Origin of the sequence: Streptomyces sp. NPDC048269, assembly GCF_040652395.1 — a bacterium.
GTDB lineage: Bacteria > Actinomycetota > Actinomycetes > Streptomycetales > Streptomycetaceae > Streptomyces.
On the sequence record NZ_JBEZLW010000037.1, the window covers coordinates 29776 to 48056 of the forward strand.

An 18281-nucleotide genomic window follows, 5' to 3' on the forward strand; every position below is an offset into this window, starting at 1 on the left:
TTCCGAAGGACCGGGAACCACCAGGGGGATGAACGGACATGAGCGACCTCGCCACCAGCACGGAGCTGGACACCGCCATGGACCTCTACCGGGTCGAGCTGACGGGCTACTGCTACCGGATGCTCGGCTCGTCCTTCGACGCCGAGGACGCCGTGCAGGACACGTACGTCCGTGCCTGGCGCAGCTTCGAGAAGTTCGAGGGCCGCTCCTCGCTGCGGTCGTGGCTGTACCGGATCGCTACCAACGTCTGCCTGGACCTGCTGAACGCGGGGAAGAAGCGGGCCCGCCCGATGGACCTGTCCGCCCCGCAGCACCAGGCGTCCGCCGTGCTGAACGAACGGCCCGAGGTGACCTGGCTGGAGCCGGTGCCCGACGGGCGGGTGCTGCCGCAGACCGCCGACCCGGCGGAGATGGCCCTCGCCAGGGAATCCGTGCGGCTGGCCTTCGTCGCGGCGCTCCAGCACCTGCCGCCCAAGCAGCGGGCGGTGCTGATCCTGCGCGAGGTGCTGGCCTGGAAGGCGGACGAGGTCGCGACGCTCCTGGACACCACGGTGGCCTCGGTGAACAGCGCGCTCCAGCGGGCGCGGGCCACGCTCGCCGGCATCCGGATCCGCGAGAGCGAGGCCGCCGACCCGCTGGACGCGGACCAGGCGAAGCTGCTGGAGCAGTACCTGTCCGCCTTCGAGGCGTACGACATCTCGCGCCTCACCACGCTCCTGCACGAGGACGCGGTGCTGTCGATGCCGCCGTTCGACCTGTGGCTCCAGGGCCACGAGGACATCGCCGCCTGGCACCTGAACCAGGGCATCGGCTGCAAGGGCTCCCGCCTGATCCCGACCACGGCGAACGGCATGCCGGCCTTCGGCCAGTACCGGCCGCGCGAGGACGGGGCGCCGGGTCACCTCCCGTGGGCGCTCCAGGTCCTGGAGGTCTCAGACGGCAGGATCACCGGGCTCAACGCCTTCCTGGACACCGCCCGTTGGTTCCCGCTCTTCGGCCTCCCCGAGCAGCTCGACGAGGCCTACGAGGTCCAGTAGGGCGCGTAGGGCCGGCCCGGCCCCGACGACCCGGAAGGGCCGGTCCCCGGCGGTGAGCCGCAGCCGGGCCAGGGCCTCCACGGAGGCGAGGCCCGGCGCGGTGACGACCGTCGCGTCGCACACCACGGCGGAGGCCCCGCCGTCGTACAGCAGGGCGAGCCGGGCACACAGCCGGGCCGTGTCCTGCGCGGTCGGGGCCGGCCCGGGCAGCACGATTCGCATGATCTCCACGAGGGGATGACTCCGCCGTGGCCCGGAACTCATCGGCGCAGGAGAATCGCCTCAGGAGGTGGGGAAGAGGGACGTGCCGAGGTCGATGCCGAAAGGCGCGGGCAGCCAGAAGGTGTCGCCGAACTTGCCGGCCTGGAGCACCCGGTAGACAGCGTCACTGGGCTCGCCGTACAGCGTGACCGTCGGGCCGCCCCCGGCGAACGCATCGATGAGGAGGTACAGCGGAACACCAGCCTGAGCGTATCCGGCAACCTTCGCGATGCGGTCGTGCGATGCATTCGAAGGGGACGTGATCTCGACAACGAGTTCCGCAGCGGCGGCAGGCACGTAGTACACGGACTCGGACCCGGAGAGGACCTCCGTCGGCATCACCAGAAGGTCCGGGATGAACATGCCTTTACGGGACGGGACCGCCACACTCTGAGTCTGATAGATGCCCCAATCGTCGGGGAGGACCGAGTAGAGCTTGCGCTGCACCTCTCCGGCGATGAGGTTGTGTTGGTTGGCAGGCGTGGGCGCCACGGTGATGATCCCCTCGATGATCTCCACCTTGCAGCCCTCCGGCCAGTCCGTCTCCTCCCAGAGACGGACAAGCGCGTCCCAGCTGTCGCCACCACGTGGCTCATGCTGGACGGTGAGTGCGCTCATGGATTGCTCCTCAATCGGTTCGTCACCGATCCCAGCATGCCGAACGGGACCGGCAAGGGGCTACCGGTCCCGTTCACCCGAATGAGAAGCCGCAGGTCAGGCGATGCGGTCCAGGACGATCGGCGTGGCGGAGAAGGCGGTGCCCGCCGGGGCGATGTCGTGGGAGCCGTCCAGCGCGGCCAGGGCGTAGGCGAACTTCTCCGGGGTGTCCGTGTGCAGGGTCATCAGGGGCTGACCCGCCGTCACGGAGTCGCCCGGCTTCGCGTGCAGCTCGATGCCGGCGCCCGCCTGCACCGGGTCCTCCTTGCGGGCGCGGCCCGCGCCGAGGCGCCAGGCGCCGACGCCCACCGCGTACGCGTCGAGGCGGGTCAGGACGCCCGAGGCCGGGGCCGTCACCACGTGCTGCTCGCGCGCGACCGGCAGCGCCGCGTCCGGGTCGCCGCCCTGGGCCGCGATCATCCGGCGCCAGTGGTCCATCGCGGAGCCGTCGGCCAGGGCCTTCGCCGGGTCGGCGTCCTTGATGCCCGCCGCGTCCAGCATCTCCTTGGCCAGCGCGATGGTCAGCTCGACCACGTCGGCGGGGCCGCCGCCGGCCAGGACCTCCACCGACTCGCGGACCTCCAGCGCGTTTCCGGCGGTCAGACCCAGCGGCGTGGACATGTCCGTCAGGAGCGCGACGGTCTTGACGCCCGAGTCGGTGCCGAGGCCCACCATGGTCCGCGCCAGTTCGCGCGCGTCCTCGATGTTCTTCATGAAGGCGCCGCTGCCGACCTTGACGTCGAGGACGAGCGAGCCCGTGCCCTCGGCGATCTTCTTCGACATGATCGAGGAGGCGATCAGCGGGATGGCCTCGACCGTGCCCGTCACGTCGCGCAGGGCGTAGAGCTTCTTGTCCGCCGGGGCCAGGCCGTCGCCCGCCGCGCAGATGACCGCGCCGGTGGTGTCCAGGACGTGCAGCATCTCCTCGTTGGACAGCAGCGCGCGCCAGCCGGGGATGGACTCCAGCTTGTCGAGGGTGCCGCCGGTGTGGCCGAGCCCGCGGCCCGACAGCTGCGGTACGGCCGCGCCGCACGCCGCGACGAGCGGGGCCAGCGGCAGCGTGATCTTGTCGCCGACGCCGCCGGTGGAGTGCTTGTCGGCGGTCGGGCGGGAGAGGGAGTCGAAGTTCATGCGCTCACCGGACGCGATCATCGCGGCGGTCCAGCGGGCGATCTCGGCCCGGTTCATCCCGTTCAGCAGGATGGCCATCGCCAGCGCGGACATCTGCTCGTCGGCGACGACACCGCGGGTGTACGCGTCGATGACCCAGTCGATCTGTTCGGGGCTCAGCTCACCGCGGTCCCGCTTGGTCCGGATGACGGAGATGACGTCCATGAGGTGCTTCCTTCTACGCGCATAGAGAGAGGAGTGGGGAGGAATCGAGACGGCCCTCCGCCCCGGAGAGGGGGTGGAGGGCCGTCGGCACGGCTATCTCAAGTGGTCGGGCCCGAAGGCCTGGGGCAGCATCTCCGCCAGCGTGAGGATCCCCTTCGGGGTCTCCACCAGCAGTTCCGGTCCGCCGAATTCGAACAGCAGCTGGCGGCAGCGGCCGCACGGGACGAGGATCTCGCCCCGGCCGTCGACGCAGGTGAAGTGCGTCAGCCGGCCACCGCCCGTGGCCTGGAGCGAGGAGACCAGGCCGCACTCGGCGCACAGGCCGAGCCCGTAGCTCGCGTTCTCCACGTTGCAGCCGACGACGGTACGGCCGTCGTCGACGAGTGCGGCGACACCGACCGGGAAGCCCGAGTACGGGGCGTACGCCCGGGACATGGCGTCCCGGGCGGCCTCGCGCAGGGCTTCCCAGTCGACGGTGTGTGCCGTCGTCACTTGCCCTGGCCCTTGCGGTACGGCAGGCCGTCCGCCTTCGGCATGCGCAGGCGCTGCGCCGACAGGGCGAGCACGAGCAGCGTCGTCAGGTACGGGGCCGCGTCGACGAACTGGCTCGGCACCGAGTCGGTCGTCGCGTACCAGACGAACAGCAGCGCGGCGAAGAGCGCCGAAACGCCTGCCTGGAGGTACTTCTTCTTGTACAGCTGCCAGGCGCCGACCAGCAGCAGCAGGATCGCGATCAGCAGCAGCATCGCGTGGACGTTCTCGGCGCCACCGCGCAGCTTGAGGCTGTCGATGAAGCCGAACAGGCCCGCACCGAGCGCCATGCCGCCCGGCATCCAGTTACCGAAGATCATCGCGGCGAGACCGATGTAACCGCGGCCGCCGGTCTGGCCCTCCTGGTAGATGGGGCTGGCGACGATCGACAGGAACGCGCCGCCGAGGCCAGCGAGCGCGCCCGAGACGATCACGGCGATGTACTTGTACTTGTAGACGTTGACGCCGAGGGACTCGGCGGCGACCGGGTTCTCACCGCAGGAGCGCAGCCGCAGGCCGAAGGTCGTGCGCCACAGCACCCACCAGGTGCCCGGGATCAGCAGGAGCGCGACGACGGTCAGCAGCGAGAGGCCGGTGACCAGGCCGCCGATGACTCCGGCGAGGTCCGAGACGAAGAACCAGTGCTTGCCCTGGAGGTCGGTCATCCAGTCCGACAGCCCTGGCACGGTGATCTTGTAGATCGGCTCGACCTGCGGGGACTGCTTGGAGGAGCCGCCCGGGGCGTCGGCGAACGTGAAGTTCGACAGGTACTGGGTGAAGCCCAGCGCCAGGATGTTGATGGCCACACCGGAGACGATGTGGTTGACGTTGAAGGTGACCGTGATGATCGCGTGCAGCAGGCCGCCGATGGCGCCGCCGATGACACCGGCGAGGACACCGGTCCAGGGGCCCCACTGGTAGCCGGCCCAGGCGCCGAACCAGGTGCCGAGGATCATCATGCCTTCGAGGCCGATGTTGACGACGCCCGCGCGCTCGGCCCACAGACCGCCGAGGCCGGCGAGGCCGATCGGCACCGCGAGGGAGAGGGCGCCGGAGACCTGGCCCACGGAGGTCAGGTCTTGTGCCCCGCTGATCAGGCGGACCAGCGAGACCAGCGCGAGGCCGCCCGCGATGATCAGCATGATCCAGGGCAGGGTGAGCTTCTTGCGGCCGCCCGACTTCTTCGGCGCGGCGGCCGTCGGGGAGACAGTGCTGGTGCTCACGCCGCGACCTCCTTATCGGTCTTGATGGCGTGGCCTGCGGCCAGCTCCTCGCCGACCTTCTGCTGCTGTCGGCGGATGCCGTAGCGGCGGACGAGCTCGTACGAGACGACGACCGCGATCACGATCAGGCCCTTCATGATCGTGCCGATCTCCTTCGCGTACCCGGCCTGGTCGAGCGAGGCCGAGGCCTTGTCGATGAAGGCCATCAGGAGCGCGGCGAAGAAGATGCCGACCGGGCTGTTGCGGCCGAGCAGCGCGATGGTGATGCCGGTGAAGCCGACACCCACCGGGAAGCCCAGGTTGTAGGTGTGGGTCTCGCCCAGCAGCTGCGGCATGCCGGACAGGCCGGCGACCGCGCCCGAGATGAGCATCGAGGTGATGATCATCTTCTTGGCGTCGACACCGGAGGCCTGCGCGGCGGACTCGCTGGCGCCGGTGGCGCGCAGGTCGAAGCCGAAGCGGGTGCGGTTGAGCGCGAACCAGTAGACGACGCCGAGGGCGAAGGCCACGAAGGTGAAGCCGTAGATCTCCAGGCCGTCACCGATCGACAGGGCCGGGAACCAGCCGGACTCGGCGATGTCGCCGGTCGTCAGGTCGTTCGAGCCCGCCGGCTGGACGCCGAGGTTCTTCGGCAGGATCAGCCAGGCGATCAGGCTGGTCGCGATGGCGTTCAGCATGATCGTGGAGACGACCTCGCTGACACCGCGCTTGGCCTTCAGGACACCCGCGATACCGGCCCAGAAGGCACCGGTCAGCATCGCGACGACCACGATCAGCAGGATGTGCAGCGGGCCGGGCAGCGTGACCGCCGTGCCGACCAGCGCGGAGATCATCGCGGCGAGGCGGTACTGGCCGTCGACACCGATGTTGAAGAGGTTCATCCGGAAGCCGATGGCCACGGCCAGGGCTGCCAGGTAATAGGTGCCGGCCTGGTTCACGATGAGGACCTGGACGTCCTCGTAACCGGCGTTCTCGACCATGAGGCGCAGCGGCTCGATCGGGTCGATGCCCGTCGCGGCCAGCACGATCATGGTCAGCAGGAAGGCGGTGACCAGCGCCAGCACGGGCCCGGCGATGCCGAGGAGCAGCCGGTCCTTGTCGAATTTCTTCATCGGGCCTCGTCCTCCGGTGCATCGGTGCCAGGCTCGGTACCGGCGGCGGAGTGGTTGTCGGTTGCTTCCAGGTGCCCGGAAGCGGCGCCCGTCATGGCGGTGCCGAGCTCCTCCGGGGTGACGGTCGCCGGGTCGGCGTCCGCGACCAGGCGGCCGCGGTACATGACGCGCAGCGTGTCGGACAGGCCGATGAGCTCGTCGAGGTCGGCGGAGATCAGGAGGACGGCCAGGCCCTCGCGGCGGGCGTCGCGGATCGCGTCCCAGATCTGCGCCTGCGCACCGACGTCCACACCGCGGGTGGGGTGGGCGGCGATGAGGAACTTGGGGTTGTGGCTCATCTCGCGGCCGACGATCAGCTTCTGCTGGTTGCCGCCGGAGAGCGAGGCCGCGGTGACCTCGATGCCGGGGGTGCGGACGTCGTACTCGCGCACGATCCGCTCGGTGTCCTTGCGGGCCGCCTTCAGATCGAGGATGCCGCGCTTGGAGTTGGGCGCCTCGGTGACGTGACCGAGGATGCGGTTCTCCCACAGCGGGGACTCCAGCAGCAGGCCGTGCCGGTGGCGGTCCTCGGGGATGTAGCCGATGCCGCCCGTGCGGCGCTCGCGCACCGGGGCCTTGGTGATGTCCCGGCCGTCCAGCGTGATCACGCCCGCGTCGGCGGGGTTCATGCCCATCAGGGCTTCGATCAGCTCGGTCTGGCCGTTGCCCTCGACACCGGCGATGCCGAGGATCTCGCCCTTGTGGATGGTGAACGTGACGTCGTCCAGCAGGAGGCGGCCGGCTTCGAGGTGCTCGTGGAGGGTGGAGTCCTCCATGGCCTGGCGGGTCAGGATCTCCGGCTCGGCGACGACGGAGTCGCTCGCGGCGAGGGTCAGGCCCGCCACCTTCAGCATCGGGACGTCCGTCACGGTCGACTCTCGGGTCTCCGGCGAGGGCAGCTCCGCGCCGACCATCAGCTCGGCGAGCTGCTTGGTGGTGGCGGTCTTCGGGTCGGCGGTGCCGACCGTGGTGCCGCGCCGGATGACGGTGATGTCGTCGGCGACCTTCAGCACCTCGCCCAGCTTGTGCGAGATGAAGATGACGGTCAGGCCCTCGGCCTTGAGCTCGCGCAGGTTGTCGAAGAGCGCGTCCACTTCCTGCGGCACGAGCACGGCGGTCGGCTCGTCGAGGATGAGGATCTTGGCGCCGCGGTAGAGGACCTTGAGGATCTCCACGCGCTGCCGGTCGGCGACACCGAGGTCCTCGACCAGGGCGTCGGGGCGTACGCCGAGGCCGTACGCGTCCGAGATCTCCTTGATCTTCTTACGGGCCTTGGCGCCGATGCCGTAGAGCTTCTCGCCGCCGAGAACCACGTTCTCCAGGACGGTGAGGTTGTCGGCGAGCATGAAGTGCTGGTGCACCATGCCGATGCCGCGGGCGATGGCGTCGCCGGGGCTGTGGAAGGAGACCTGCTCCCCGTCGACGGCGATGGTGCCCTCGTCCGGCTTCTGCATGCCGTAGAGGATCTTCATCAGGGTCGACTTGCCGGCGCCGTTCTCGCCGATCAAGGCATGGACCGTGCCCTTGCGGACGGTGATCGCGATGTCCTTGTTGGCGACGACGCCGGGGAAGCGCTTGGTGATGCCGTGCAGTTCTACGGCGGGGGGCGGGCTGGACGCGTTGATGACGCACTCTCCTTGGCGCGGAAGGAGCGGAGGCAGGCGGGGGGACAGGGCGGGGAGTGAAAGTATCGCGTCCACGATGCTTCTACGCGCGTAGCACTGTCGGATGTGAAAACTTGAGGCCAACTGGCCACAAGCAGCACGAACTGTGTTGTGCAGAACGTGGTTCGGGGCCCGGGAGCGGTAGAGACCGCTTCCCGGACCCCGGAGACCACGACTACATGTCAGGGTCGGCCTTACGGCGCGGTCTTGACGGTGATCTTCTTCGCGATGATGTCGGCCTTGGCCTTCTCCACCGCGGCGGTGAGCTCGGCCATCTTCTTGTACTCGGGGTTGGAGTCGGCCAGGCCGACGCCGTCCTTGTCGAGACCGTAGCGGATCTCACCGGTCTCGGGCTTGCCGTCCTTGACCGACTTGATCAGGTTGAAGACCGAGTCCTGCACGTCCTTGGTGACCGAGGTCAGGATGTGCTCCTTGTACTTCGCCAGACCGGCCTGGTTGTACTGGTCGGAGTCGACGCCGATGGCCCACTTGCCCTTGGTCGAGGCGGCCTCGATGGCACCGGAACCGGCCAGACCGGCGGCGGCGTAGACCACGTCGGCGCCCTTGTCGAGCTGACCCTGCGCGGCGGCCTTGCCGAGGTCGGGCTTGGCGAAACCGTCGAAGTTCGGCGGCTGCGTCAGGTACTGGACGAGCACGTTGGCGCTCGAGTTGGTGTCCTTGACGCCCTGGACGAAGCCCGCCTCGAACTTCTTGATCAGCGGAACCTCGACACCGCCGATGAAGCCGACCGTGCCGGTCTTGGACGCCTTGGCGGCGGCGACGCCGGCCAGGTAGGAGCCCTGCTCCTCGTTGAAGACGAGGTTGGCGATGTTCGGGCCGGTCACCGAGGTGTCGTCGATGATGCCGAACGTGGTGTTCGGGAACTTCGGCGCGACCTTCTTGATGGCCGGGGCGTACGCGAAGCCGACGCCGATGACCGGGTTGTTGCCCTTGCGGGCCAGCTCGGTGAGGCGCTGGACCTTGTCGGCCTCGCCCTCGCCGTCGGTGGGCTCCGCCTCGGCGGTCTTGATCTTCAGGTCGTTCTTGGCCTGCTCGAGACCCGCGTAGGCGGCGTCGTTGAACGACTGGTCGCCGCGGCCACCGATGTCGTACGCGATGGCGGCGCTGGCTTCGCCCGCCGACGGGGAAGAGCTGGTGTCCGACGACTTCTTACCGCCACAGGCGGTGGCCGAGAGGGCCAGCGCCGCGGACGCGATGCCCACGGTGGCGATCCTGGTGATCCGGCGCAAGGGGAGGCTCCTTCAAAACCTGACCGAAGCGCCACGACCGGCGCTGGTTTCGCCGCGATCGTAACGCGCGTAGATGTCAGTTAAAGGCCCGTTCATGAGTCGTTATCGGATCGTCGCGAACCGGACAGTGACCGATCAGTAACGCGTCACGCGCCCAGCCCTTGTGTACCAAGGGCTGGACGCGTCCGACGCGCGACGCGCCGATGTTGTACCGGCCTTTACCCGATCGGCCCGGCCCGGAGCCCGTCGAGCAGCGCCGCGGCCGTGAAGAACTCCACGCCGACTGCGATCGCGGCCTCGTCGACGTCGAAGTCGCCCCGGTGCAGGTCGTGCCTGGCGGTGTCGCCGGGCCTGCGCACCCCGAGGCGGGCCATGGCGCCCGGGACGTGCTCCAGGTACCAGGAGAAGTCCTCGCCGCCCAGGCTCTGCTCGGTGTCCTCGACCGACTCGGCGCCGCGCCGGACCGACATCGCCTCGCGGAGCAGTTCGGTGACCACGGGGTCGTTGACCACGGGGGGCACCCCGCGGACGTGGTTGATCTCGAACTTGGCCCCGTGCATGGTCGCGACCTCGTCGATCGCCGCGTAGATCATGTCCGGGGCGTCGTGCCAGGCGTTCAGGTCCAGGCACCGCACGGTTCCGGACAGCTCGGCGTGCATCGGGATGACGTTGCAGGCGTGGCCCGCCTCGATGCGGCCCCAGGTGACCGACATGCCCGAGCGGGCGTCCATCCGGCGGGTCAGCAGGGCCGGGACGTCCACGGCCACCCGGGCGGCGGCCGTCACGAGGTCGGTGGTCAGGTGCGGGCGCGCGGTGTGCCCGCCGGAGCCGGTGAGGGTGACCTCCAGCCGGTCACAGGCCGAGGTGATGGGCCCGGGCCGCAGCCCGATCCGCCCGGCGTCGACCCGGGGGTCGCAGTGCACGGCGATCATCTTGCCCACGCCGTCCAGGATCCCGGAGTCGATGGCCTCGGTGGCCCCGCCGGGGAGCACTTCCTCGGCGGGCTGGAAGAGCAGCCGCACGGGGCGGGGCAGCAGCCCCTGGCGGTCGAGTTCGGCGAGCACCAGTCCGGTGCCGAGGACGACGGTGGTGTGCACGTCGTGGCCGCAGGCGTGGGCCCGGTCGGGGTAGACCGAGCGGTACGAGACGTGCGTCTTGGCGTCCGGGATGGGCAGGGCGTCGATGTCCGCGCGCATGGCCAGCATGGGCCGTACGCCGTCCCAGGTCCCGACGTCACAGACCAGACCCGTCCCGCAGGCCAGCACCCGTGGTCGGAGGCCGGCTTTTTCGAGCCTGGCCTTGATCGCCGCCGTGGTGCGGAATTCCTGGTGTCCGAGCTCGGGGTGCATGTGCAAGTCCCGGCGGAAGGCGATCAGTTCGGCACGCAGGTGGTCCGGAAGCTTGCCGGGCAGCTCGGGCCGCTCGGACGCGGCGGGCTGGTCGGTCTGGGACTCGCGGGACATCAACTGGGTCACCTGTTGAAGGGTAGGCGCACCCATGGGTCAACTGGCCGGGGATCACGAAAAGTTCATGCCGTTAGGGGAAAGAAACCCGGCCTCTGGCGCATGACCGGGTACGCACGGGGGTAAACTCACGCGCTCACCCGGCCGCCGGAGCTGCCTGAACGGGCAGTCTGTGCACATCACGGGCGGTATCGGTGACCCCGGCGAGGAACCCGCGGGCACGCGGCGACGCCGACCCGGTCAGCCAGGCGGGGTCGATATCGCATACGGCGACGGTCACTCCCGTACCGGTCAGTGCGTAGGGCAGGGTGTGGACGACCGTGGACGGAAAGCTGACGATCGTCCGGCCGACCGGGCCGCGCCGCGCGATCAGCTCCAGCGGCAGGTCCGGGCGGACGATCTCCAGTCCGGTCGCCTCCCTCAGGGCGCGCAGCTTCTCCGGGGACTCCCGGCGGTGCGCGAAGTAGCGGGTGACACTGTGCTCCCGGGTCAGGGTGCGCACCGCGTCGAGGTAGCACGCCGGGTCCACCACGCCGGTCTCCACGAGCGAGGTGCCGACCAGGTCGGTGCCCTTGGTCAGCCGCGGCGGGCCGAAGCGGGCACGTGTCCAGGCGAAGTCGTTGACCCGGAGCGTCATCGCCCCGTGGGCGGTCACGGGCATCGAGCTGAACACCTCGACGCGCCTGGCTGCGCCCGTGCCGGTGGCCTTGCCCGGTGTGAAGCGGCGCCGGGCGGTCGCCGAGACGGGCGCGTAGGCCAGCTCGCGCATCCGGCCGGGCAGTCCCCCGCCGCCGACCCGGTGCCAGCGGACGAGCCGTTCGCCGCGGGCGGTCTGGGCGATGAACTCCATGGTGGCGGTGCCGTCGTCGACCACGACGAGCTCCTCGGCCCGCACGAGGGTCAGCAGCAGCTGGACGTAGCGGGAGAAGGGGTCGCCGACGACGACCGTGCGCGCCGCTCGTACGTGGCGGGACAGTGCGGCGAGCGCCTTCAGCGGTGCGAGCCGGCCACCGCGGGCCTCCTGCCAGCGGACCTCGTGCCCTTCGTCACGGGCGAGCGCCGCCATCCGGCGCAGCTGGCCGCGGGACATCGGGTCGGTGGGGGGCAGGACGACGATCCGCAGGGCTGGTCCGGCGGGCCCGGCCGGGTCCGGGCGCTCCGAGCCCCCGGCCGGCTGGCGCGGGACGCCGTCCAGCAGCGGGCCGCGGGGCGCGGCGCCGTGCGCGTACGCCCACTCCAGCACGTTCAGGAGCTGGACCGGGCTCTCGACGAAAGCCAGGGTGGAGGCTGAAGTGGGCATCACGTACTCCTCGGCAGGGGACGGGACCTCGTACGCGCCGGACCGCAAGCCGCGTCAGACGGCGGCGAGCTCGCCCTGGACGCGGCGGAGCTTCTTCATGGGCGCCAGCTCGGACTCGTAGACGCGCTTGACGCCGTCGCCGAGGGCGGTCTCGATGGTGCGGATGTCACGGACCAGGCGGGCGAGGCCGCCGGGCTCGACGGAGGCGGCCTGGTCGGAGCCCCACATCGCACGGTCGAGGGTGATGTGGCGCTCGACGAAGGCGGCGCCGAGGGCGACGGCGGCGAGGGTGGTCTGCAGGCCCGTCTCGTGGCCGGAGTAGCCGATGGGGACGTTCGGGTACTCCTCCTGGAGGGTGTTGATCACCCGCAGGTTGAGCTCCTCGGCCTTGGCCGGGTACGTCGAAGTGGCGTGGCAGAGAAGGATGTTGTCGCTGCCGAGCACCTCCACCGCGTGGCGGATCTGCTTCGGGGTGGACATGCCGGTGGACAGGACGACGGTGCGGCCGGTGGCACGCAGGGCGCGCAGCAGCTCGTCGTCGGTGAGCGAGGCGGAGGCGACCTTGTGGGCGGGGAGGTCGAACTTCTCCAGGAAGGCGACGGCCTCGGTGTCCCACGGGGAGGCGAACCAGTCGATTCCGCGCTTGGCGCAGTGCTCGTCGATGGCGCGGTACTCGGTCTCGCCGAACTCGACCTTGTGGCGGTAGTCGATGTAGGTCATCCGGCCCCAGGGGGTGTCGCGCTCGATGTCCCACTGGTCGCGCGGGGTGCAGATTTCCGGGGTGCGCTTCTGGAACTTGACCGCGTCGCAGCCGGCTTCGGCGGCGGCGTCGATCAGGGCGAAGGCGTTGCCGAGGTCGCCGTTGTGGTTGATGCCGATCTCGCCGACGACGTACACGGGCCGGCCGGGGCCCGCGGTGCGCGTTCCGAAGGTGCGCAGGCGGCTGTTGGGGGAGGCGGTCATGGCAGGTGACGTCCTTCGGTGCGGGGGTGCGGGCGTGTGGGGTGTGTCGGGTGTGCGGGGCGCAGGGGGTGTGGACGGAGTACGGGGTGTGGGCTGCGGGTCGGGTCGTACGTCGAGCAGCGGGGCGAGCAGGCGGGCCCGCTCCAGGTCGTGCGGGTCGTCGACCTCCAGGACCCGAGCGGGGTCGGTGGCGACGGGCAGGACACGGCCGAAGAAGCGGTGCCGGGCGGTGCGGAAGCCGGGGGCGTCCATGGCGTAGGCGGCGCCCGTCTCCAGCAGGTCCTGGGGGCGGTCCTGGCGCCGGGGGCGGTACGTCGTCTCGTGGTTGACCCCGGTTCCGGCGCCGTCGGGGTCCTCGCGCCAGAGGAAGCCGTGGAAGGGGGCCACGGTCAGTGCGGAGTCGGCGGCCCCGGAGGCGACGGCCGCGGCGACGGATTCGACGTCGGAGGCGGCCAGGAAGGGGCTGGTGCACTGGACGAGGAGGACCACGTCCACGGTCAGGGAGTGCAGTTCCTCGAAGGCGGTGAGGGCGTGCAGCAGGGCGGCCTCGCTGCTCGCGGTGTCGCCGGAGATCGCGGTGGGGCGGGCGATCACGTCGGCGCCCGCGGCGCGGGCGGCGGCGGCGATCCCGGTGGAGTCGGTGGAGACCACCACGTCGGTCACGGTCGGCGCGGCGAGGCAGGCTCGGACGGCGCGGGCGACCAGCGGGGTACCGGCGACCTCGGCGAGGTTCTTGCCGGGGACTCCCTTGGAGCCGCCGCGCGCGGGGATCACGGCCAGGACGCGGGGGCTCACAGCTCCCCCAGCCGGCGGATCACGGGGGCCACCCGCTGCACTCCGTGCCGGTACGCCCCGCGGGCGGCCTCGCGCAGGGGGGCGCGGAGCCTGCGCCGCAGCCGGGACTCACGCGCCGTCGGGCGGGCAGCGGCGGGGAGCGGTGTGCCGTCGGGGGCGAGCCGGTGCCGGGCGAGGATCCCGGGCAGGTACCCGGGGGCGGTGGTGAGCGTGTAGTACGGCGCGGGGGCGGCGAGTTCGGCCCGGGCGAGCAGCCCGGCGACCTTGGCCCGGGCGAGGGCGTACGGGTCACCCTTCGCCACCGCAGCCGCATCGGGCGCGGCCACAGCGTCGCACGGGCCGGCCGCAGCAGGCGCGGCCCCGTCCCGCGCGGCCGGAGCACGCGCGGCGGGGGCGGCCGCCGGCGCATCCGGCCGAGGCCGGGGCGGGAGGACCCCCTGGGCCGCCAGCCAGTCCGCGTCCCCCTGCGGGAGCAGACCGGCGTCGAGCTGGTCCCACGAAGCCAGGCAGCCGGAGCCCAGGAAGTGGTGGTTGCCGAGGGATTCGCGGATGCCGAGGTCGGTGAGGACGGCCGTCGGAATGGACCGGTGCAGGGACTCCAGGGCGGCGGTGGAGGAGACCGTGACGAGCAGGTCGGTGCGGTCCAGCACCTCGCCCATGTTCCCGTACACCAGCCGGCAGTTGGGCGGGAGGCCGCCGGGGAGCTTGGCGGCGAGCCGCTGGTACGGCTGCTCCTCCAGGTGCGTGGTGTGCTCCCCCGGCCGGCTGCGCAGTTTGATCAGCACCTCGCGCTCCGGGTGCAGCCGCGCGTGCCCGGCCGCCCGCCCCAGCAGGTACGCGCGGTCGGCGCGGCTCTCGGGTACGGAGGGCTGGACGGCGAAGACGACGGTGTGGCCCGATGGCGGGGTCCCGTTCCCGGCGGGCTCGTACGGGGCCCCGCCGAGGAAGGGCAGCGCGGTCTCGGTGACGGCGCCCGGGTCCGCGCCGACGCCCTCGTACACGGCGCGGAACCGCTCCGCGTCGTGCCGGGAGTTGGCGAGGACGAGGTCGGCGCCGTGCCGCAGCAGCAGCCCGTCGGCGAGCTTCTCGTAGACGACACCCACGTAGCCGGTGACGAGGACGGGGCGGCCCGCCGGTTCGGGCCACAGGGCGCGGGCCCCGTGCAGGACGGCCTGGACGGCCCCGCCGACGAGGGCGAGGACGACCACGTCGTACTGCTCCCGCCCGATCTCGGCGAGGAATTCGGCGCAGGTCACCTCGGCCGGCCAGTCGCCCCGGACCCCCACTTCGCCGAGCTGGCGCGCGGTGGGTGTGGCGCGGCCGCGCAGCAGGTATCCGGTGAGCCGGTGGTCGGGCGCGAGACGGCGGGCGGTGAGTGCGCCCCATTTCCATCGCGTGTCGGAATCGGCGAGGACGGCGACGCGTTTGCGTTCTGGCACGCGGCAGAAGCTATTCCGCAATTTCGGTGATCGGCCCAACGAACGCACAACAGCGGGTTAACAACGCGTCGATTGATTGCGAAAGCGTGCGGGTTAACGCGCCCGCCCCGCGTCGTTCATGTGGAATCTGCATCCGGGCCATGGTGAATGCCGGACGGCGCCCTAATGTCTCGCAGGTGCCCAAGCTCTCTGTTGTCGTGCCGTTCTACAACGTGCAGACATATGCACCGGATGCGCTGAAGAGTCTCGAACTCAACGCCCGGGACGATTTCGAGTTCCTGCTCGTCGACGACTGCTCTACGGACGGGACTCCCGGCCTGCTGGAGCGGGCCGCCCGCGAGCTGCCCGGGGCGGTGCACCTCAGACACGGGCACAACGGCGGTCTGGCCACCGCCCGGAACACGGGTCTGGACGCGGCCCGCGGCGAGTACGTGGCCTTCCTGGACGGGGACGACTGGCTGGCCCCCGGCCACCTGGCCCGGACCCTGGCCGCCATCGAGGCCCTGGACTGCGATTTCGTCCGTACCGACCACGTGAAGTGCACGGGCAGGTCCCGCAGCGTGCAGCGGGTGCCGTACGGGCCGCAGTCGGTCGTCGCCGATCCGCGGAGCGCGATCCTGCCCGCCGACCGGGCCACCTCGGTGGACTACCCGTACGCCTGGGCCGGCATGTACCACCGGCGGCTCCTGGACCGCGGGGTGCTGCACTTCACCGACGGGCTGCGGACGGCGGAGGACCGGCCGTGGATCTGGCGGCTGCACCGGGAGGCCCGGTCCTTCGCCGCGGTGGGACTGCCCGGGATCTTCTACCGGCGAGGGGTCGCCACCTCACTGACGCAAATCAAGGATGAAAGGCAGCTCGATTTCATCCGGGCGTTCGATCAAGTGATCTCGGATGTCACCGCGGACCGGGAATCCGACCTGTTCCTACCGAAAGCCGTCCGAACGTATTGCGCGATTATCGCGCACCATTTCGGTTCCATCGAGAGGTTCGAACCGGCTGTGGCCAGGAAACTCCGCTCGATGAGCACGGCGGCGCTCGGGGACATGCCGCAGGACGTGCTCGACCGGGTCCTGGACTCGATGGACACGGAACGTTCCACCCTGCTGCGCCGCCTGCGCGGCCGCCGCCGCACCACGTCGGGAGCGGCCGCCTGATGCCCACGCAGGTCTTCCTGGCATCCACCCTCTACGGGGCCGCCACCCTCGCGGCGGGCATCGATGCGGGCTGCTTCCCGCCCGCCGGCCGCCGCATCCTGCTGACCAGCAACCACGCCGTCACCGCCGAGGTCAGCCCCGGTATCGCGGACATGCCGGGCTTCGCCGCCCTGCGCACCCGCTTCGACGAGGTGCTCGACTGGAACCGCGTCATCGAGCCGCAGCACCCGAGCACCTGGGCCCCCCGCGCGGAGGACGTCCCCCTGTGGGAGCGGCAGCTGCGCACCCTGTGGGGCCTCGGCGAGGACCGCGTCGAGCTCGTCGTGGAGTCCCTCCAGGTACCGCCCGCCCAGACCCTCTGCCGGCTCTTCCCGGGCGCGGCGGTCGACGTCTACGCGGACGGGCTGATGAGTTACGGACCCACGCGTTTCCGCCTCGACCCGCAGCTCGGGATGCGGGTGCGGCGCGTACTCCACCTGGACCTGGTGCCGGGGCTGGAGCCGCTGCTGCTGACGGAGTTCGGGGTACGGGTCGAACTGGTGCCGACGGAGCCGTTCCTGAAGGTCCTGGCGGAGCTGCCCCCGCACGACACGGACCTGGACGGCATCGGGGAGTCCCCGGCCCTGCTGCTGGGCCAGTACCTCTCGGCGCTCGACCTCATGACCCCGGACCAGGAGGAGGAGCTCCACGTCTCGATGGTCCGAGGCGCGCACGCCCTCGGCCACACCGAGCTGGTCTTCAAGCCGCACCCCAGCGCCCCCGCCGCCTACTCGCGGCGCGCGGAGGTGGAGGCCGAGCGGCTCGGCGCCCGCATCACCGTGATCGACACCCCGGTCCTGGCCGAGGCCCTCTACCAGCGGCTGCGCCCGGCGCTGGTCGTCGGCTGCTTCTCGACGGGCCTGCTGACCGCCGCCACGCTGTACGGGCTCCCGGTGGCCCGGACCGGTACGGACGCCGTACTGGCCCGCCTGACGCCGTACCCGAACAGCAACCGGGTCCCGCTGGTGCTGGTGGACGCGCTGCTCCCCGACCTCGGGGACGCGGAGGCGGTGGGCTCCTGGACTCCCCCGACGCCCGAGCGGGTCCGGACGGAGTCGGCCGGGCTGCTGACCGCGGTCGGGTTCACCATGCAGCCGCAGATCCTCGCGGCGCGCCGGCCGGTGGCCGAGGCCTACCTGGCCCGGCATCTGACCACCCGCACCTGGCGGTACTTCACCCGCCGCCGGCTGACCGCCCTCGGCCTGCCGGGCGGCATCCCGGCCCAGCTGTCGTTCCTGCCGCGGAGCCGGGCGGTGCGGCGCGTGGCCCGGCGGCTGCGCCGCGTCCTCGGCTGAGGCGCCTCGGCTGAGGGGCCTCGGCTGACGCCTCAGCTGACGGCGAGCTTGGCCGCGAAGCCCAGGAACAGCACGCCCGCCGCCGAGGTGGCCCCGGCCGACAGCCGCTTGCGGCGCCGGAAGGCCGCCGAGAGGCGGGTGCCGCCGAATATCAGCAGCGTCAGGTACAGGAAGCTGCCCGTCTGCAGCAGACCGCCCAGGACCAGGAACGACAGGGCCGGGTAGGCGTAGGACGGGTCCACGAACTGCACGAAGAAGGACATCAGGAAGAGGATGGCCTTCGGGTTGAACAGGCTGATCAGCAGCGCCCGCCGGTAGGGCCGCTCGGCCTCGCCCGGATCGGCGGGGGCGGCGGCTTCCGCCTCGGCACGCGTCGCGCGCGAGCGCCACAGCGCCCAGGCGCCCCGCATCATGCCCACGGCCAGCCACGCCAGGTACCCGGCGCCGAGGAACTTCACCACGGTGAAGACCAGCGGGCTCGCCTTGAGCAGCGCACCGGCGCCCACGGCGGTCAGCAGCATCAGCACGGCGTCGCCGGTGAACACCCCGGCGGCGGCCTTGTACCCGGTGCGCACCCCGCGGCGGGCGGCGACGGACAGCACGTAGAGCGAGTTCGGCCCCGGCAGCAGAATGATCAGCACCAGGCCGGCGAGATAGGTAGGCAGATCGGTGACACCCAGCATGTGCAGGAGTGTCGCATGAGGACGCACCTGTCGCGCCA

General features: G+C 71.1%; 16 protein-coding genes and 1 pseudogene. 3 read left to right on the forward strand and 14 right to left on the reverse strand.

Translation table 11 applies throughout. The annotated features are described in order from the left end of the window. The first annotated feature begins 38 nt into the window (after window positions 1-38). Window positions 39-1037, forward strand: coding sequence for a sigma-70 family RNA polymerase sigma factor (locus AB0D48_RS28945; protein WP_362403209.1), 999 nt, complete (start codon window positions 39-41; stop codon window positions 1035-1037). On the opposite strand, the gene AB0D48_RS28950 is transcribed toward AB0D48_RS28945, so the two are convergent. The 13 genes and pseudogenes from AB0D48_RS28950 to AB0D48_RS29010 form a co-directional block, all read right to left on the reverse strand. Further along, window positions 933-1259, reverse strand: a complete 327-nt coding sequence (locus AB0D48_RS28950; protein WP_362403287.1) for an STAS domain-containing protein — start codon at window positions 1257-1259, stop codon at window positions 933-935. The two genes, AB0D48_RS28945 and AB0D48_RS28950, sit on opposite strands and share 105 nt — an antisense overlap. A 60-nt stretch (window positions 1260-1319) precedes the next feature. After that, window positions 1320-1916: a Uma2 family endonuclease gene (locus tag AB0D48_RS28955; protein WP_362403212.1), complete on the reverse strand. Its 597-nt coding sequence runs from the start codon at window positions 1914-1916 to the stop codon at window positions 1320-1322. Between the two features lie 96 nt (window positions 1917-2012). Next, entirely contained in the window at window positions 2013-3290 is a 1278-nt protein-coding gene (locus AB0D48_RS28960) for a thymidine phosphorylase (RefSeq protein ID WP_362403215.1), read from the reverse strand. Window positions 3291-3383: 93 nt separating this feature from the next. Next, window positions 3384-3782, reverse strand: a complete 399-nt coding sequence (locus AB0D48_RS28965) for a cytidine deaminase (protein ID WP_362403218.1) — start codon at window positions 3780-3782, stop codon at window positions 3384-3386. Beyond that, a complete protein-coding gene (locus AB0D48_RS28970) occupies window positions 3779-5044 on the reverse strand; it encodes an ABC transporter permease (RefSeq protein WP_362403221.1) in 1266 nt (421 codons plus the stop codon). Before AB0D48_RS28970 ends, AB0D48_RS28965 begins: the two co-directional genes overlap by 4 nt. Then, a complete protein-coding gene (locus tag AB0D48_RS28975; protein WP_362403224.1) occupies window positions 5041-6156 on the reverse strand; it encodes an ABC transporter permease in 1116 nt (371 codons plus the stop codon). Before AB0D48_RS28975 ends, AB0D48_RS28970 begins: the two co-directional genes overlap by 4 nt. Further along, on the reverse strand, window positions 6153-7820 hold the full coding sequence (locus AB0D48_RS28980; RefSeq protein WP_362403290.1) for an ABC transporter ATP-binding protein: 1668 nt from the start codon (window positions 7818-7820) through the stop codon (window positions 6153-6155). The genes AB0D48_RS28975 and AB0D48_RS28980 overlap by 4 nt, the downstream gene beginning before the upstream one ends. 233 nt (window positions 7821-8053) lie before the next feature. Next, on the reverse strand, window positions 8054-9109 hold the full coding sequence (locus AB0D48_RS28985; RefSeq protein ID WP_362403227.1) for a BMP family ABC transporter substrate-binding protein: 1056 nt from the start codon (window positions 9107-9109) through the stop codon (window positions 8054-8056). Window positions 9110-9327: 218 nt separating this feature from the next. After that, a complete protein-coding gene (locus AB0D48_RS28990; protein WP_362403293.1) occupies window positions 9328-10572 on the reverse strand; it encodes an amidohydrolase in 1245 nt (414 codons plus the stop codon). Window positions 10573-10708: 136 nt separating this feature from the next. Then, window positions 10709-11872: a hypothetical protein gene (locus AB0D48_RS28995; RefSeq protein ID WP_362403229.1), complete on the reverse strand. Its 1164-nt coding sequence runs from the start codon at window positions 11870-11872 to the stop codon at window positions 10709-10711. A gap of 54 nt (window positions 11873-11926) precedes the next feature. Further along, window positions 11927-12835, reverse strand: coding sequence for an N-acetylneuraminate synthase family protein (locus tag AB0D48_RS29000; protein ID WP_362403296.1), 909 nt, complete (start codon window positions 12833-12835; stop codon window positions 11927-11929). A 399-nt stretch (window positions 12836-13234) separates the two neighbouring features. Then, a pseudogene (locus tag AB0D48_RS29005) lies at window positions 13235-13630 on the reverse strand (NTP transferase domain-containing protein); the annotation flags it as partial. Beyond that, complete coding sequence (locus AB0D48_RS29010) at window positions 13627-15069, reverse strand: DUF6716 putative glycosyltransferase (protein WP_362403232.1); 1443 nt, start codon at window positions 15067-15069, stop codon at window positions 13627-13629. The pseudogene AB0D48_RS29005 and the gene AB0D48_RS29010, both read right to left, overlap by 4 nt. Window positions 15070-15245: 176 nt before the next feature. Between AB0D48_RS29010 and AB0D48_RS29015 the strand changes: the two genes are divergently transcribed. Both AB0D48_RS29015 and AB0D48_RS29020 read left to right on the forward strand, forming a co-directional pair. Continuing rightward, window positions 15246-16226, forward strand: a complete 981-nt coding sequence (locus AB0D48_RS29015; protein WP_362403235.1) for a glycosyltransferase family 2 protein — start codon at window positions 15246-15248, stop codon at window positions 16224-16226. Continuing rightward, window positions 16226-17560: a polysialyltransferase family glycosyltransferase gene (locus AB0D48_RS29020; RefSeq protein WP_362403238.1), complete on the forward strand. Its 1335-nt coding sequence runs from the start codon at window positions 16226-16228 to the stop codon at window positions 17558-17560. The genes AB0D48_RS29015 and AB0D48_RS29020 overlap by 1 nt, the downstream gene beginning before the upstream one ends. 32 nt (window positions 17561-17592) lie before the next feature. On the opposite strand, the gene leuE is transcribed toward AB0D48_RS29020, so the two are convergent. Next, a complete protein-coding gene (leuE, locus tag AB0D48_RS29025) occupies window positions 17593-18243 on the reverse strand; it encodes a leucine efflux protein LeuE (protein WP_362403241.1) in 651 nt (216 codons plus the stop codon). Between the last annotated feature and the right edge of the window lie 38 nt (window positions 18244-18281).